Origin of the sequence: Streptomyces caelestis (genome assembly GCF_014205255.1) — a bacterium.
Lineage (GTDB): Bacteria > Actinomycetota > Actinomycetes > Streptomycetales > Streptomycetaceae > Streptomyces > Streptomyces caelestis.
Window position 1 is genome coordinate 6,721,478 of sequence record NZ_JACHNE010000001.1, and the last position, 14,159, is coordinate 6,735,636.

At 71.6% G+C, this 14,159-nt stretch carries 14 protein-coding genes; 4 read left to right on the forward strand and 10 right to left on the reverse strand.

What is annotated here, in order from left to right:
• Nucleotides 1-78: 78 nt before the first annotated feature.
• The 6 genes from HDA41_RS30720 to zapE form a co-directional block, all read right to left on the reverse strand.
• Nucleotides 79-1,461, reverse strand: coding sequence for a PhoX family protein (locus HDA41_RS30720; protein WP_184989698.1), 1,383 nt, complete (start codon nt 1,459-1,461; stop codon nt 79-81).
• Nucleotides 1,462-1,551: 90 nt separating this feature from the next.
• Nucleotides 1,552-2,418: a slipin family protein gene (locus tag HDA41_RS30725; protein ID WP_184989700.1), complete on the reverse strand. Its 867-nt coding sequence runs from the start codon at nt 2,416-2,418 to the stop codon at nt 1,552-1,554.
• A gap of 163 nt (nt 2,419-2,581) precedes the next feature.
• A complete protein-coding gene (locus HDA41_RS30730; RefSeq protein WP_184989702.1) occupies nt 2,582-4,072 on the reverse strand; it encodes a SulP family inorganic anion transporter in 1,491 nt (496 codons plus the stop codon).
• An 8-nt stretch (nt 4,073-4,080) separates the two neighbouring features.
• Nucleotides 4,081-4,662, reverse strand: a complete 582-nt coding sequence (locus HDA41_RS30735) for a carbonic anhydrase (protein ID WP_184989704.1) — start codon at nt 4,660-4,662, stop codon at nt 4,081-4,083.
• Nucleotides 4,663-4,744: 82 nt separating this feature from the next.
• Nucleotides 4,745-5,173, reverse strand: a complete 429-nt coding sequence (locus HDA41_RS30740; protein WP_184989706.1) for a hypothetical protein — start codon at nt 5,171-5,173, stop codon at nt 4,745-4,747.
• A gap of 198 nt (nt 5,174-5,371) precedes the next feature.
• The gene (gene zapE / locus HDA41_RS30745; RefSeq protein WP_221511642.1) at nt 5,372-6,436 is read right to left on the reverse strand and encodes a cell division protein ZapE; all 1,065 of its coding nucleotides are present in this window, start codon (nt 6,434-6,436) and stop codon (nt 5,372-5,374) included.
• 73 nt (nt 6,437-6,509) lie between these two features.
• Here zapE and HDA41_RS30750 point away from each other — a divergent pair, with 73 nt between their 5' ends.
• From HDA41_RS30750 to msrB, 4 genes are all read left to right on the forward strand, one after another.
• Complete coding sequence (locus HDA41_RS30750; RefSeq protein ID WP_184989710.1) at nt 6,510-7,325, forward strand: pyrimidine reductase family protein; 816 nt, start codon at nt 6,510-6,512, stop codon at nt 7,323-7,325.
• A gap of 251 nt (nt 7,326-7,576) precedes the next feature.
• On the forward strand, nt 7,577-8,050 hold the full coding sequence (locus HDA41_RS30755; RefSeq protein WP_184989712.1) for an indole-3-glycerol phosphate synthase: 474 nt from the start codon (nt 7,577-7,579) through the stop codon (nt 8,048-8,050).
• Nucleotides 8,051-8,131: 81 nt separating this feature from the next.
• Nucleotides 8,132-9,523 carry a UDP-N-acetylmuramate--L-alanine ligase gene (gene murC / locus HDA41_RS30760; RefSeq protein WP_184989714.1) on the forward strand — a complete coding sequence of 464 codons (1,392 nt, stop codon included), beginning with the start codon at nt 8,132-8,134 and terminating at the stop codon, nt 9,521-9,523.
• Between the two features lie 14 nt (nt 9,524-9,537).
• Nucleotides 9,538-9,945, forward strand: coding sequence for a peptide-methionine (R)-S-oxide reductase MsrB (gene msrB, locus HDA41_RS30765; protein ID WP_184989716.1), 408 nt, complete (start codon nt 9,538-9,540; stop codon nt 9,943-9,945).
• Nucleotides 9,946-10,394: 449 nt separating this feature from the next.
• On the opposite strand, the gene HDA41_RS30770 is transcribed toward msrB, so the two are convergent.
• The 4 genes from HDA41_RS30770 to HDA41_RS30785 all read right to left on the reverse strand — a co-directional run bounded on the left by HDA41_RS30770 (nt 10,395) and on the right by HDA41_RS30785 (nt 14,142).
• Nucleotides 10,395-11,399 (reverse strand): lysylphosphatidylglycerol synthase transmembrane domain-containing protein, encoded by a 1,005-nt coding sequence (locus HDA41_RS30770; RefSeq protein ID WP_184989718.1) that lies wholly within the window; start codon nt 11,397-11,399, stop codon nt 10,395-10,397.
• A gap of 227 nt (nt 11,400-11,626) precedes the next feature.
• Nucleotides 11,627-12,361: an FAD:protein FMN transferase gene (locus HDA41_RS30775; protein ID WP_184989720.1), complete on the reverse strand. Its 735-nt coding sequence runs from the start codon at nt 12,359-12,361 to the stop codon at nt 11,627-11,629.
• A 4-nt stretch (nt 12,362-12,365) separates the two neighbouring features.
• Nucleotides 12,366-12,788 (reverse strand): FMN-binding protein, encoded by a 423-nt coding sequence (locus HDA41_RS30780; RefSeq protein WP_184989722.1) that lies wholly within the window; start codon nt 12,786-12,788, stop codon nt 12,366-12,368.
• A gap of 13 nt (nt 12,789-12,801) precedes the next feature.
• A complete protein-coding gene (locus tag HDA41_RS30785) occupies nt 12,802-14,142 on the reverse strand; it encodes a ferredoxin reductase family protein (protein WP_230299528.1) in 1,341 nt (446 codons plus the stop codon).
• Between the last annotated feature and the right edge of the window lie 17 nt (nt 14,143-14,159).

The window sequence follows — 14,159 nt, forward strand, 5'->3', positions numbered from 1 at the left end:
CCTTCCCTTCCCCGGGCCTCGATCATCCGCCGGGGCGCCGGGTTCCGCGCCCGGCGCCCCGGCGGATCAGAGCCGTGCCTACCGGCGCCAGGGGCCCGTCACCGCGAACGTGGTGCCGGGCCGATAGCAGTTGACGTACATCGTGTCGCCGTCGGGCGAGAACGTCACTCCGGCGAACTCACCCCACTCGGGTTTCTCCGGGGTGCCGATGTTCTGCCGGTTGCGGGCCATCGCGTACACCTCGCCGCGCCGGGTCACGCCGTAGACGTGCTGGGCGCCGTCGCCGTCCTCGCAGACCATCAGACCGCCGCTGGGTGCCAGGCAGATGTTGTCCGGCGACTCTCCCGGCTTCTGAATGTCGGTGTCCGGGCCGAAGACGATCACCAGGGTCAGCCGACGCCGGTCCGGGTCGTAGCGCCAGACCTGCCCGAAGTGGTCGGCCGCCGAACCCTCCGCGCTGCGGGCGAACGACGACACGAAGTACACCGACCGGCCGCCCCAGTAGCAGCCCTCCAGCTTCTGCGCGTGCGTGATGCCCCTGCGGCCGAAGTCCTGGAGCCGGATCGGCGTCTGCGCGGCCTGCGGGTCCGGTACGTCCACCCACTCGACGCGGTCGAACTCCGCGCCGATGTCCTGGACCGAGGAGAGGTCCGGCACGCCGGGCACACGCATGGCCTGGAGCCGGCCGCCCGCGCGCAGCGAACCCCGACCGCCCAGCGGCCGGTCCGGCAGGAAGCGGTAGAAGAGGCCGAAGGGCTTCTGGAAGGCGTCCTCGGTCTCGTACACCACCCCCCGCCGGGGGTCGACGGCGATCGCCTCGTGCTGGAAGCGGCCCATCGCCGTCAGCGGTACGGCTCCCGTGCGGCGCGGGTCGACCGGGTCGACCTCGAAGATGTAGCCGTGGTCCTTGGCGTAGCCGGCGGTACCCGCCTTGTCCTCGGTCTCCTCGCAGGTCAGCCAGGTGCCCCACGGGGTGGGCCCGCCCGCGCAGTTCACGGCCGTGCCGGCGATCGCCACGCGTTCCGACAGGACGTTGTTACGGGAGTCCAGCGTCAGGCCCGTGCAGCCGCCCTTGGCTGCCGGGTCGTAGGTGAGGCCCTCGATCGCCGGGACCGGGACCTTGCCGTCCGCGCGGTTCTCGTGGTTGCGGACCAGATGGACCCGGCCGTCTCTGCCCGCGAAGGCCGACATGCCGTCGTGGTTGGAGGGGACCTTGCCCTCGCCGGAGCGGAGCGGGTCTCCCTCGCGGGAGAGGACCCGGTAGCTGAACCCTTCCGGCAGGTCGAGCAGGCCCTTCGGGTCGGGGAGGAGCGGGCCGTAGCCGTCGTGGCCGAGGTTCTGGGCGGCGGCGGTACCGGCGAAGAGTTCGGACAGGGCGCCGGAGAACGCGATCCCGACGCCCAGGGCACCCGTCCCGGCAAGCACCTGACGTCGGGTGGCGAAACGACCGGTTTCGGTCATGGGGAAACCTTCCTGCTGGCGGACAGGAGCTGTGATCCCGCTGTGTCTATCACCTGGTGCGGGCCACGGGAACCACGCGCGTAGCGTGGGTCACTGCTCAACCGCGCGCCGCAGATCGTCCATGGCCTGTTCCGTCCGGTCGACGGGGTGTTCCGCCGGCTCCGGTGCCTGCCGGTCTCCCTCCTGGTGGCCTCCCTCCTGGTGGCCCCTCTCCAGGAACCGCAGGAGCTCCACCGGGATGGGCAGCACCAGCGTGGAGTTCTTCTCCGCCGCCACGGCCATCACGGTCTGCAGCAGGCGCAGTTGCAGCGCCGAGGGAGTGTCGGCCATCTGGTGAGCGGCCTGTGCCAGCTTCTTCGAGGCCTGGTACTCGGCGTCGGCGTTGATCAGCCGGGCCCGCCGCTCACGGTCGGCCTCGGCCTGGCGGGCCATGGAGCGCTTCATCGTGTCCGGCAGGGACACGTCCTTGATCTCCACGCGGTCGATGGTCACGCCCCACTCCACGGCCGGGCTGTCGATCATCAACTCCAGGCCCTGGTTGAGCTTCTCCCGGTTGGACAGGAGGTCGTCCAGTTCGCTCTTGCCGATGATCGAGCGCAGGGAGGTCTGAGCCATCTGGGAGACGGCGAAGCGGTAGTCCTCGACGTTGACGACCGCGGCCGCCGGATCCACGACCTTGAAGTACACGACCGCGTCGACCCGCACGGTCACGTTGTCGCGGCTGATGCCCTCCTGGGCGGGCACCGGCATGGTCACGATCTGCATGTTGACCTTACGCAGCCGGTCCACCAAGGGGACGATGAGGTTGAACCCGGGCCGCCGCACCTCCCCGCGCAGCCGCCCGAGCCGGAAGACGACCCCGCGCTCGTACTGCTTGACGATCCGCGCCGCCGAGGCCAGATACACCAGCCCCCCGGCTCCGACCGCCGCCACCGCCCCGATCAGCTCATCGACCATGCCGACCTCCCCGTCCAGAGGTCCCGTTTCGTCTGTTCCTGCCACGATATGCCCGGAATCGAGTCCGGGGCCATGCCTCGGCGACCAGGGGCACACGCGAAGGTCCGGGGCGCGCTTCTCAGGCGCGCCCCGGACCAGGGGTGTCGGCGTTCCGGCTACGTCGCTATGCGACCGTGACCTTCTCGGCCTCCGGTGACAGCTCCGGCTCGGTGACCTTCACCGGCTCCGTGCCCGTCGCGCTGTGGCGTTCGGCCCAACTCTCCAGGGCCGTGCGGCAGGCGTGGTCGAGGTGGTGCAGACCGGACAGGTCCAGCTCGACCGGGCGGTCCTGCGGCAGGGCCTCCAGGCTGTCGAGGATCTTCGGCAGCCGCAGGAAGGTGGCGTTGCCCGACAGGTACGCCTGGATGGGACCGGCGCCCTTGTCTATGACCTCGAGCTTGACGTGCGAGGCCTCCCAGGCGGTCTTGACGACCGACAGGGCCAGACCGATCAGGACGCCCTCGAACATGTTCACGGCGACGATCGACACCGCGGTGACCACGAGGATCAGCGCCTCGCCCTTGTGAGCCCGCCACAGCGCCGCGACCTGGCGGAACGGGATCAGCTTCCAGCCCGCGTGCACCAGGATGCCGGCGAGGGCGGGAAGCGGGATCAGGGCCAGGGCCCACGGCATCGCGGCGGCGAACAGCAGCAGCCACACCCCGTGCAGCACACGGGACGCCTTGGTCTTCGCACCCGCGTTGACATTGGCGGAGCTGCGTACGATCACCGCGGTCATGGGCAGCGCGCCGAGCAGACCGCACACGGTGTTGCCCGCGCCCTGGGCGATCATCTCCTTGTTGTACTGGGTGCGCGGACCGTCGTGCAGCCGGTCCACGGCCGCCGCGCTGAACAGGCTCTCCGCCGAGGCGATCAGCGCGAACGCGATGATCGTGCCCCAGATGGCCGGGCCGGTCAGCTGGCCGAAGGCGTCGGTCCCGGGCGGCTGGATGACGCCGAGCAGGCCCTCCACCTCGACGGTGGCGACCGGCAGGCTGAGGGTGAGCGTGGCGACCGTGGCCAGGACCACCGCCGCCAGGGCGCCCGGCACGGACTGCACGGCCTTCGGCAGCTTCTTCCACAGCACGATGACGGCGATGGTGCCCGCGCCGATCGCGAGCGAGATCAGAGCCTCGGTGCTGCCCAGGGCGTCGGCGAACGCCCCCGGCAGACCGGCGATCTTGCCGATGCCGGTCTCCGGGGCCTTCAGGCCCGCCGCCGCGTAGATCTGCCCGGCGATGATCACCAGACCGATACCGCAGAGCATGCCCTCGACGACGGAGACGGAGATCGCCCGGAACCAGCGGCCTATCCCGAGGAAGCCCATGGCGAGCTGGAGCAGACCGGCCATCAGCACGATCACACCGAGTGAGGCCACGCCGAACTCGCTGACCGCCTCGAAGACCAGCACGGTCATGCCGGCGGCGGGCCCGGACACCTGGAGGCTGCTGCCGCGCATGAGCCCGGTGACGAGGCCGCCCACGATGCCGGTGATCAGGCCGAGTTCGGCCGGGACACCGGAGGCGACGGCCACGCCGATGCAGAGCGGCACGGCGACGAGGAAGACGACGATGGAGGCGAGGAAGTCCTGCCTCAGGTAAGGGAACTTGGTCATGGTGTCCCTCACAGGGTCTCGAAGGTGTCGGTGTCCGCACGGTGGTTCCGCACGGTCCCGGTGTGCACTTCGTAGAACCATGCGTGCAGCCGCAGCCGGCCGTCCGTCAGGCGGCTCTCCACGCACGGGTAGGAGCGCAGCCGCTCCACCTGGGTCAGGACGTGGTTCTGTACGGCTTCGGTGACCGTCTTGTCGGTCGGGTCCGCGCACTTGGGCTCGTCGCAGGCGTGCGCGAGCCAGTCGCGTACGGCGGGAACGGCCGTGAGGTCGTCGCCCCGCACCACCGCGCCCACGGCGCCGCAGTGCGAGTGGCCGCAGACCACGATCTCCTTGACGCCCAGCACTTCCACGGCGTACTCGATGGTGGCCGCCTCCGACGTGGGGTGTCCGAAGGCGTACGGGGGGACGACGTTGCCCGCGGTGCGCAGCTCGAAGAGCTCGCCGGGCCGGGCGCCCGTGATCAGGGCCGGTACGACCCTGGAGTCGGAGCAGGTGATGAACAGGACGTCGGGGGACTGGCCCTCGGCGAGGCGAGCGAACTCCTCAGGGCGCTGTCCGAACATGCGGGCGTTGTCGATGAGGGGCTGCATGAGTGTGGTGACTCCTCCTGGCGCGCAGTGGGGGCGCGTCGGACGGGCATGACAGAGGTGGGGGATGGAACTGCTCTGTTCTTCAGCAGCGGAAGACCTGAAGTGCTGCCGGAGTGTGCGACGTCGAGGATCTCGACGTGCGTTCGTGCGCCACGCCGGGTGTGACCCGTTCCGGTGCTGTCGGCGGGATGTGCCTCAGCAGCGGCCGGTCGGGTGCCGATGGCGCCGAGTCGGCGCTGTGGAACCGGTCGCGGGTCCGCAAGGGGCCGGTCGGGCCCTGAGGGTGTCCGGCGCGGCAGTTCGCGATCTCGTCGCGCAGAGCCTTCCCGGAGAGCTTGGTTCCGGGGCGCGAGGACACGCCGGATGGTTCAGTTCCGGGCTGAGCTTTGGCCTCGACTTCACGGGGCGTGTGCGCGGACGCGAAGGACGCCGTCGGTGCGAAGAACTGGAGGGCGAGCAGGACGGCGGCGAGGATCGAAACCACGGTCCGTGCCGTCGTACCTCGGTACATGCGCCCCCCTTCAGGTGATTCGCACATCTAGCGCTGACCAACACTTAGTCAATGACTGGTCAAGAAACACGTTAACCCTGCAAAGCCGTTTGCAGGGTTAACTTAACGTTTCAAGCTGAAGAGAGCCTGAAAACCGTAGGTGGGTTGGCTTGAAGCAACCCTTGCGCTACGGCAGTTGGCGCGATAGTGGAACGGTGGTTACCGCGTGTTCGCCAGCTTGGCCGCGTCGCGGGCCAGGGCGGTGAGCCGGGAGATGGCCCGGAAGTACTTCTTGCGGTAGCCGCCGTTCAGCATCTCCTCGCTGAAGAGCTGGTCGAAGGGCAGACCTGAGGCCAGCACCGGCACTTCACGGTCGTAGAGCCGGTCCGCGAGGACGACGAGCCGGAGCGCCGTCGACTGGTCGGGAACCGGCCGCACGCCGGTGAGGCAGACCGCCTTGATTCCGTCGGTCAGGGCGCCGTACCGGCTGGGGTGGACGCGGGCGAGGTGCTCCAGGAGGGGCGAGAACGCGTCGAGGGAGGCGCCCTCGGTGGCGTGTGCCGCCTTGGTCACCTGTTCGTCGGAGTACGGCGGCGGTGCCTCGGGCAGGCCGCGGTGACGGTAGTCCTCGCCGTCGATGCGCAGGGCGCGGAAGTGGGCCGACAGTCCCTGGATCTCGCGCAGGAAGTCGGCGGCGGCGAACCGGCCCTCACCGAGCTTGCCGGGCAGCGTGTTGGAGGTGGCGGCGAGTGCGACGCCCGCGTCGACGAGCCTGCCGAGCAGGGTGGAGACCAGGACGGTGTCGCCGGGGTCGTCGAGCTCGAACTCGTCGATGCAGAGCAGTCGGTGGCCGGACAGGGTCTGGACCGTCTGCTGGAACCCGAGGGCGCCGACCAGGTTGGTCAGCTCCACGAAGGTGCCGAACGCCTTGAGTTCGGGCTCGGCCGGGGTGGCGTGCCAGAGGGACGCCAGCAGGTGGGTCTTGCCGACGCCGTAACCGCCGTCGAGGTAGACGCCGCGCGGGCCGGCCGGGGCCTTCTTCGGCGCCTTGCCGAACCCGAACAGCCGCCGCTTGCCGGAGCCGCCCGCTTCTTGGCCGAGACCCGCCGCGAAGCCCTCCAGGACCCGGACGGCCTCCGTCTGGCTGGGCTGGTTCGGGTCCGGGATGTACGTGCTGAAGCGCACCGAGTCGAACCGCGGCGGCGGCACCATCTCGGCGACCAGCCGGTCCGCGGGAACGTGCGGCTCACGGGCGCACAGGGACAGCGGGGCCGGGTCGGTCATGGGGCCGGTTCCGGAGGGGGCAGGGGAGGAGGACACGGTTCACCATGCTACGGGGCGTGGAACACTGACCAGCATGCGACGTCTGTTCCCTGTGACCGATGAAACAGCAGCTCCGGACTCGGGCGGGATGCCCGGGGAGGACGGTCGTGGCGGGGCCGGGCGGGAGTGGAGCCTGGCCGAGCTGGCCGCCGCGTACGCGTATCCCCGGGCGGGGTCCGGCGGGCCGGTGCCATGGCTGCGGGCCAACATGGTGTCCACGCTGGACGGGGCCGCGCAGCACGACGGCCGTTCGCAGCCCATCTCCAGCGCGACCGACATGCGGATCTTCGGCACGCTGCGGGCGCTGGCGGACGTCGTGGTCGTCGGCGCGCAGACGGTGCGCCAGGAGGGGTACCGTCCGGCACGCGCGCGTGCCGAGTTCGCGGAGACGAGGGAGGCGGCCGGGCAGGGCCCCGCCCCCGCGATCGCGGTCGTCTCCGCCAGCCTCGACCTGGACTTCTCGCTGCCGCTGTTCACCTCGCCCCTGGTGCCCACCCTGATCCTCACGGGCGCCTCGGCCGCCCCGGACCGCCTCGCCGCCGCCGAGAAGGCGGGTGCCCGGGTGGTCACCGCCGGGGACGGCATCGGCGTGGACCCCGCCCGTGCCGTCCAGGCCCTCGCCGGCCTCGGCCACACCCGGCTGCTGACCGAGGGTGGCCCGCGGCTGCTCGGGCAGCTGGTGGCGGCCGGCGTGCTCGACGAGCTGTGCCTGACCGTCTCCCCGATGCTCACCGCGGGTGACGCGCAGCGCATCGCCGGGGGGCCCGCCGTCGCGGTGCCGCAGAGCTTCAGGCTGCTGTCGGTGCTTGAGGAGGACGGCTTCCTGTTCACGCGGTACGGGCGGTCCTGAGGTACTGAACCGCGCGGCACGGGGTACAGGTCTCGGCACCCGGGAAGCCGAACCGGCCGGTAGGTCCGGAATCGGTACCGTGCTCGCCGCCGGTCCGGTAGTCGGCGGAATGTGCCGTTCTGTTTGCTTTCCGGAGGGCACACTGGACCCGGCAGCACCCGTCGAACACGGGACAGGATGGTGTCCGCAGGGCCCGGCACGGCCCACGGAGGAATGGGGCCACAGGCCCACGGGAGCAGAAGGGGCGCCTGGTGTTCACAAGCGTATTGATGATCGAGAAGGCCCTGACGTCCGCCGACGTGGAGTTCGTCACGACCTTGCACGGCGAAGAGCCGGTCTCCTTCCAGGTGCTGCTCCAGCCGCGCGGCGAGCAGGCGGACCGGTTGCTGCGGGCCATCGACGACATCGCGCTCGGCGAGCTCGACGATGCCGTACGCGAGGGGGAGACACCGGAGGGCGAGGAGGCGCTGAGCGTCGGGCAGCGGGCGCTGGAGGTTTCGCTCGCGGCGCTGCGGGCGTCCGGGAGCGAGGCCGAGGGGCGGCTGATCGAGGATCATCCGCTGGACGCGCTGAAGTCTCTGGTGGAGGAGGTCGGCGCGGACGAGGTCATCGTGCTGACCGACCCCCATTACGTGGAGGAGTTCTTCCACCGGGACTGGGCGTCGCAGGCGCGGCACAAGGTCGGTGTGCCGGTGCTGAAGCTGTTCTCGCACAGCAAGGCGTAGCCGCCTGTGGTGTCAACGTCTTCGGACGCTTCGGCATAGGCTGTGCCGCTGAACGTTCCGCACACGTACAGGGAGACACACATGGCACCCGGCCTTCCCACCGCCATGGACCGACCGCACTTCATCGGCATCGGTGGGGCCGGGATGTCGGGGATCGCCAAGATCCTCGCGCAGCGCGGGGCCGTCGTGGCGGGCAGTGACGCCAAGGAGTCGGCGACGGCCGAGGCGCTGCGGGCGCTGGGTGTGACGGTGCGCATCGGGCACGCCGCGGAGCACCTGGCCGACGACGCCAGCTGTGTGGTCGTGTCCTCGGCGATCCGGCAGGACAATCCCGAACTGGCCCGCGCGGCCGAGCTCGGCATCCCCGTCGTGCACCGCTCCGACGCGCTCGCCGCCCTGATGGAGGGCCTGCGCCCGATCGCGGTCGCCGGTACGCACGGCAAGACGACCACCACCTCGATGCTGGCCGTGTCGCTGAGCGAGCTGGGCCTGAAACCGTCGTACGCGATCGGCGGGGACCTGGACGCGCCCGGCTCCAACGCGCTGCACGGCGAGGGCGAGATCTTCGTCGCCGAGGCGGACGAGTCGGACCGCAGCTTCCACAAGTACGCGCCCGAGGTCGCGATCGTCCTCAACGTCGAGCTCGACCACCACGCCAACTACGCGTCGATGGAAGAGATCTACGAGTCGTTCGAGACGTTCGTGGACCGCGTCACCGAGGGCGGCACCCTGGTCGTCGCGGCCGATCACGAGGGCGCGCGGGAGCTGACGCGCCGGGTCGCGGGACGCGGTGTGCGGGTGGTGACGTACGGCGAGTCCGAGGACGCCGGCGTGCGCATCCTGTCGGTCGTGCCGCAGGGCCTGAAGAGCGAGGTCACCGTGGTGCTGGAGGGCAAGGAGCTGACCTTCGCGGTCTCCGTCCCCGGCCGTCACTACGCGCACAACGCGGTGGCCGCGCTCGCGGCGGGCGTGGCGCTCGGCGTCCCCGCCGAGGAGCTGGCCGCGGCGCTGGCGGCCTACACGGGCGTGAAGCGGCGGCTCCAGCTGAAGGGCGAGGCCGCGGGCGTGCAGGTCATCGACTCCTACGCGCACCACCCCACCGAGATGACCGCCGACCTGGAGGCCATGCGCGCGGCGGCGGGCGACGCCCGGATCCTGGTCGTCTTCCAGCCGCACCTGTTCTCGCGGACCCAGGAGCTGGGCAAGGAGATGGGTCAGTCCCTGGCCCTGGCGGACGCCTCGGTCGTGCTGGACATCTACCCGGCCCGTGAGGACCCGATCCCCGGCGTGACCAGCGAGCTGATCATCGAGGCGGCCCGGGCGGCGGGCGCGGACGTGACGCCGGTGCACGACAAGGCGGACGTCCCCTCCGCGGTCGCGGGAATGGCGAAGCCGGGGGATCTCGTTCTCACCATGGGAGCGGGCGACGTCACCGACCTCGGCCCGCACATCCTGGACCGTCTGTCGAACTGAGGGGCTGGAGGCTCATGCCGTACGACATCGAGAAGCCGGACGAGCAGTGGCGCGCGGAGCTGACCCCGGGCGAGTACACGGTCCTGCGCCAGGCGGCCACGGAGCCCGCCTTCACCGGTGAGTACACCGACACCAAGACGCGGGGCGTCTACTCCTGCCGCGCCTGCGGAGCGGAGCTGTTCACCTCGGACACGAAGTTCGAGTCCCACTGCGGCTGGCCGTCCTTCTTCGACCCGAAGGACACCGACGCGGTGGAACTGATCGAGGACCGTTCCCACGGCATGGTCCGCACCGAGGTGCGCTGCGCCCGTTGCGGCTCCCACCTCGGTCACGTGTTCGAGGGTGAGGGGTATCCGACGCCCACGGATCAGCGGTACTGCATCAACAGCATCGCGCTGCGGCTGACGCCCGCGGAGGGCTGAGCCGCCCGGGGACCGTGTCGTCCAGGCCTCCGGCACGGGCCATGCGCAGGCCCTCGTTTCTCGAACTCGCCGCCGGACGGGCGGATTCGTCCCCACGAACCGGCTGAGCATCGCCGACCTCGTCCCCCACGGCGGTGGGGACCCGGCCGTCCTCGACGACCCGCTCCTCGAGCGCCCGCCCGGCTCTACGACCTGGCCGCCCCGCGTCCCCAGGACCTGTTCGTCGTCATCTCCAACTCCAGCGGCCACAACGGCATCGTCGCGATGGCCACCTCGGCGACCGCCCGGGACGGCCGCCGCGTGCGAGATCGTGTACGGCGACGCGGTGCCGCTCGGACCCTGGGGCGTGAAGGTGCTGCTGGGGAGCCGGTCCAGGCCCTGTCGGGCCTGGCGACCGTCGCTTCCGGCAGGCCCCGGGGCGACGCCTCAGCCGGCCGCCCGGGGTGCCGTCAGAGCACCTTGCGGTGGACAAGGGCCGACAGGACCAGGGCGCCCGGCAGGAGAGGGAGCCACACCGTCAGGACGCGGTAGCCGATGACGGTGGCCGTGGCGGTGGCCACCGGGGCGCCGAACGCGGCCATGGTGAAGACGAGCGCGGCGTCCACGGGGCCGATGCCGCCCGGCGCCGGCACCGCCCCGACCGCGGTGCCGGCCACCAGCAGCGCGAGGACCACCTGCGTCCAGGACAGCGGCAGCCCGAGCGAGAAACCGACCGTGGCGATCACACTGCCCTGGAGCAGCGGGGTGGCGGCCGCCCCGCCCCACAGGGCGAGCACACGGCCGGGCCGGGTGTGCAGCTCGCGGGCGTCGGTCAGCGCGGTGCGCAGGAAGCAGAGGACGGGGCGGCGCAGCGCCCGTACGGTCACGAGCGTCACGGAGGTCGCGGCCAGCACGAGCAGCGCGCCGCCCGCCGCGAGGAGCAGCGTGCGGTCGTCCGGGACGAGTGCGCCGAGCCGCAGTACGTCCGGGAACGCCACCAGGAACGCGAGCAGCACCACCGTCTTGGCGACCGGCTTGACCAGGGAGTACAGGGCGAGTGAGGCGGTGGCCCGGGAGAGCGGGATGCCACGGCGCTGGAGGAAGCGCAGGGTGACGGCGTGCGCGCCGATGCCCGCCGGCAGCACCTGGTTCGCAGCACCGGCGGCGAACTGCGAGGCCACCAGCAGCCCGGTCGGCAGCCGCTCCGGCAGGGCGCCCTGCCGGACACAGGCGGCGGCCACCCACGTCAGACACGTGCACGCGCCCGCGACGAGCAGCCACCAGGGGTCGGCCGAGGCCAGCCGCGCGACCCCCTCGTACGCGGCACGCCGGTCGGCCAGAGCCCACGCCCCGACCAGCACCAGCGGAAGCAGGACCAGGGCCGGCCGGACGAGCCGTGCGGTGGTGGAGCAGCGGCGGGGTGCGGTGGGGAGCGGGGCAGGGGCGGGGAGGGTTTCGAGCCGGAGCTGGGACACGGCGTACGTCGTCCTTCCGCGTCACGCCCGGGGACGGGGCGGACGATGCAGGGCGAGTCAGGGGGACCCCGGAAACGTGCCCGGCCGGTGTGACGCCCCGGTGTCCGGCAGCGAAAGCGAGAGGGGCGGGAGAAGACACGGCCGGTTCCGGGAAGGGGCGGGAGAAGACACGGCCGGTTCCGGGAAGGGGCGGGACCAGACACGGCCGGTTCCGGGAGGCGGTGGGTCTACGCCGCGGCGGATCCCGCCCCGGCCACCGGAAACCCCGGGCTCCGCAGCACCCGCCTGTCCGCGTCCACCGCGAACACCTCGCAGCGCTCGCGGGCCGCCGCCCACTCGACGCCCTGCGCGCCCAGGGCGAACGCCGCCGTCGCGACCGTGTCCGCCTCGGTCAGGGCCGGGGCCACGACGGTCACGCTGAGGAGACCGGTGGCCGGGCGGCCCGTGCGGGCGTCGAGGATGTGGTCGCCGCGTTCGTAGCGGGCGGAGGTCGCGACGGCCCGGTCCGTGAGGTCCAGGACCGCGCAGAGCCGGTCGGCGTGTTCGGGGTGGCGTACGCCGACGCGCCAGGGTCCGCCGGAGGCGATCACGTCGCCGCCCGCGTTGAGGCAGAAGCGCCGAGCACCGGCCGCCGACAGGAGCTCCGCTCCCTTCTGCACCGACCAGCCCTTCACCACGGCACAGGGGTCGAGGCCGCGGCCGGGAAGGCGTACGTCGAAGGCGCCGCCAGTCGCGATCCGGTACTCCTCGCACAGGTCCAGGACCTCCCGGAGCGCCGGGCTCGGGTCGCGCACCTCCCCCCGGTCCAGCCGCGACACCTCGCTGTCCGGGCGGAACGGGCTGAACCGCGCGTCGACCTCACGCAGCCAGGCGAAGAGGGCGTCCACCGGTGCCTCGGGGAAACCCTCGTCGTCGATCCGTACCGACACCGGGAACCCCATGACGTGCTCGACGCGCCGCATGCCGTCAGCCCCTCGCGTCGATGGCGGCCTGGAGCGACTCCTTGTAGCCGTCGCTGGTGATCGTCGCACCGGACACCGTGTCGATGTCGGCGCCCTGCGCCTGGAGCGTCTCCTCGATCAGTTTGGGCACGGCGGCCGTGGTCTGCGGATGGTTCGGCTGCTGGAGCATCCGCACCGAGTCGATCTTGTCGCCGTCGAAGGTGACCTCGACCCGCACAGGTCCCTTCTCCGTGTCGATGGTCGAGCCGGAGACGACCGTGGTCGTGGAGCCGCCCGAGGAAGGGGCGGAGGAGGAGGCCGAGGGGGTCGACGCGGGCGCCGCGGCCTCGGTCGCGGACGACGCGCCGGTGTCGTGCGACGGCGCGTACCGCCAGACCGGGATGAGCCCCGCGACACTCAGGACGAGGACGGGTATGGCTCGCTTCACGAATCTCTCCTCCTCAGCCGGCCAGGCTGAAGCGCTCGAAGTGGGTCTGCGTCCTGGGCACGCCCAGCTCGCGCAGGCTGCCGAGCACCGCGTTCATCATCGGCGGCGGGCCGCACAGGTAGACGTCCCGGGCGGTGATGTCCGGCACCAGGCGGGCCAGCTCCTGCGGCGCCAGCCGGTCCGGTACGGCAGGCCCGGTCACCAGGTGCAGCTCGGCACCCTTGGCGAGCGCGAGTTCGCGCAGCTCGTCGTGGAGGACGGCGTCCTGGTCGGTGGCCACCCGGTGGATCACGACCGCGTGGCCGTGCAGTTCCTCCAGCAGGGCCCGGATCGGGGTGACACCGACGCCACCGGCGATGAGCAGGGCGTCCGGGCGGGTGCGGTGCAGGGTGGTGAAGGCGCCGTAGGGGCCCTCGGCGAACACGCGCGTGCCGACCTTCAGGTGCCGCAGGGCCGCGCTGCCGTCGCCCGCCCGCTTGGCCGTCAGGCGCAGGGTACGGCCGTCCGGCGCGGCGGACAGCGAGAACGGGTTGGCCTGCCACCAGCGGTCCTTCGTCAGGAACCGCCACAGGAAGAACTGTCCGGCCCGGGCGGGCAGCCGGTCCAGGTCGCGGCCCGTGATGTAGACCGAGACCACGTCGTCGTTCTCGGGGACGACGGCCGTGACCCGGAGCTGGTGGCGGAGGTTGCGCCACAGCGGCAGGACCAGGCGGCCGAGGAACACCGACGCGAGGGCCACGCCCCACACGGCGTACCAGTACGTCCGCGCCACGGACGACGAGGTGAACGACGTACCCGCCGCGACCTGGTGCGTGAACGCCAGCACCACCGCGACGTAGGTGTACAGGTGGATGAAGTGCCAGGTCTCGTACGCCAGCCGGCGCCGGGCGGAGCGGGCCGAGACCGCGCCGACCGCGATGATGATCGCCAGGGCGACGATCGCGCGCAGCACGCCCTCGACGGTCTCCGCGAGATCCACCAGCTGGTTCACCGGGTCCAGGGACGAGGACTGCGCGTAGCCGAAGACGATGAACACGGCGTGCGCCAGCAGCAGCCACAGCACGGAGAAGCCCGTCCAGCGGTGCCAGGACGTCAGCCGGTCCATGCCGATCCGCCGGTCGAACCACGGCAGCCGCGCCACCAGCAGCAGCTGGAACGCCATGAGCAGCGCCCCGTACAGCCCCGCCAGCCGCCCCAGCACGATCAGCGAGTTCGAGGCGAAACCGGCCTGGACGAAGAAGACGGTCACCACGACCGCGTTGGCGAGCAGCAGCGCGTACAGGCCGGCACGGCCCACCACTCCGGGGCGCACGCCCGGCCGGGTCGCCGCGGCGGGTTCTTGGAGGGTCGTCACGATCGGCAGCTCCTTGA

Coding starts and splice junctions, on each gene's coding strand:
- HDA41_RS30730 (WP_184989702.1), bottom strand. CDS start 4,072: ATGACCAAGTTCCCTTACCTGAGGCAGGACTTCCTCGCCTCCATCGTC.
- HDA41_RS30775 (WP_184989720.1), bottom strand. CDS start 12,361: ATGCGGCGCGTCGAGCACGTCATGGGGTTCCCGGTGTCGGTACGGATC.
- zapE (WP_221511642.1), bottom strand. CDS start 6,436: ATGACCGACCCGGCCCCGCTGTCCCTGTGCGCCCGTGAGCCGCACGTT.
- msrB (WP_184989716.1), top strand. CDS start 9,538: ATGCCGTACGACATCGAGAAGCCGGACGAGCAGTGGCGCGCGGAGCTG.
- HDA41_RS30740 (WP_184989706.1), bottom strand. CDS start 5,173: ATGTACCGAGGTACGACGGCACGGACCGTGGTTTCGATCCTCGCCGCC.
- HDA41_RS30735 (WP_184989704.1), bottom strand. CDS start 4,662: ATGCAGCCCCTCATCGACAACGCCCGCATGTTCGGACAGCGCCCTGAG.
- HDA41_RS30725 (WP_184989700.1), bottom strand. CDS start 2,418: ATGGTCGATGAGCTGATCGGGGCGGTGGCGGCGGTCGGAGCCGGGGGG.
- HDA41_RS30750 (WP_184989710.1), top strand. CDS start 6,510: ATGCGACGTCTGTTCCCTGTGACCGATGAAACAGCAGCTCCGGACTCG.
- murC (WP_184989714.1), top strand. CDS start 8,132: ATGGCACCCGGCCTTCCCACCGCCATGGACCGACCGCACTTCATCGGC.
- HDA41_RS30720 (WP_184989698.1), bottom strand. CDS start 1,461: ATGACCGAAACCGGTCGTTTCGCCACCCGACGTCAGGTGCTTGCCGGG.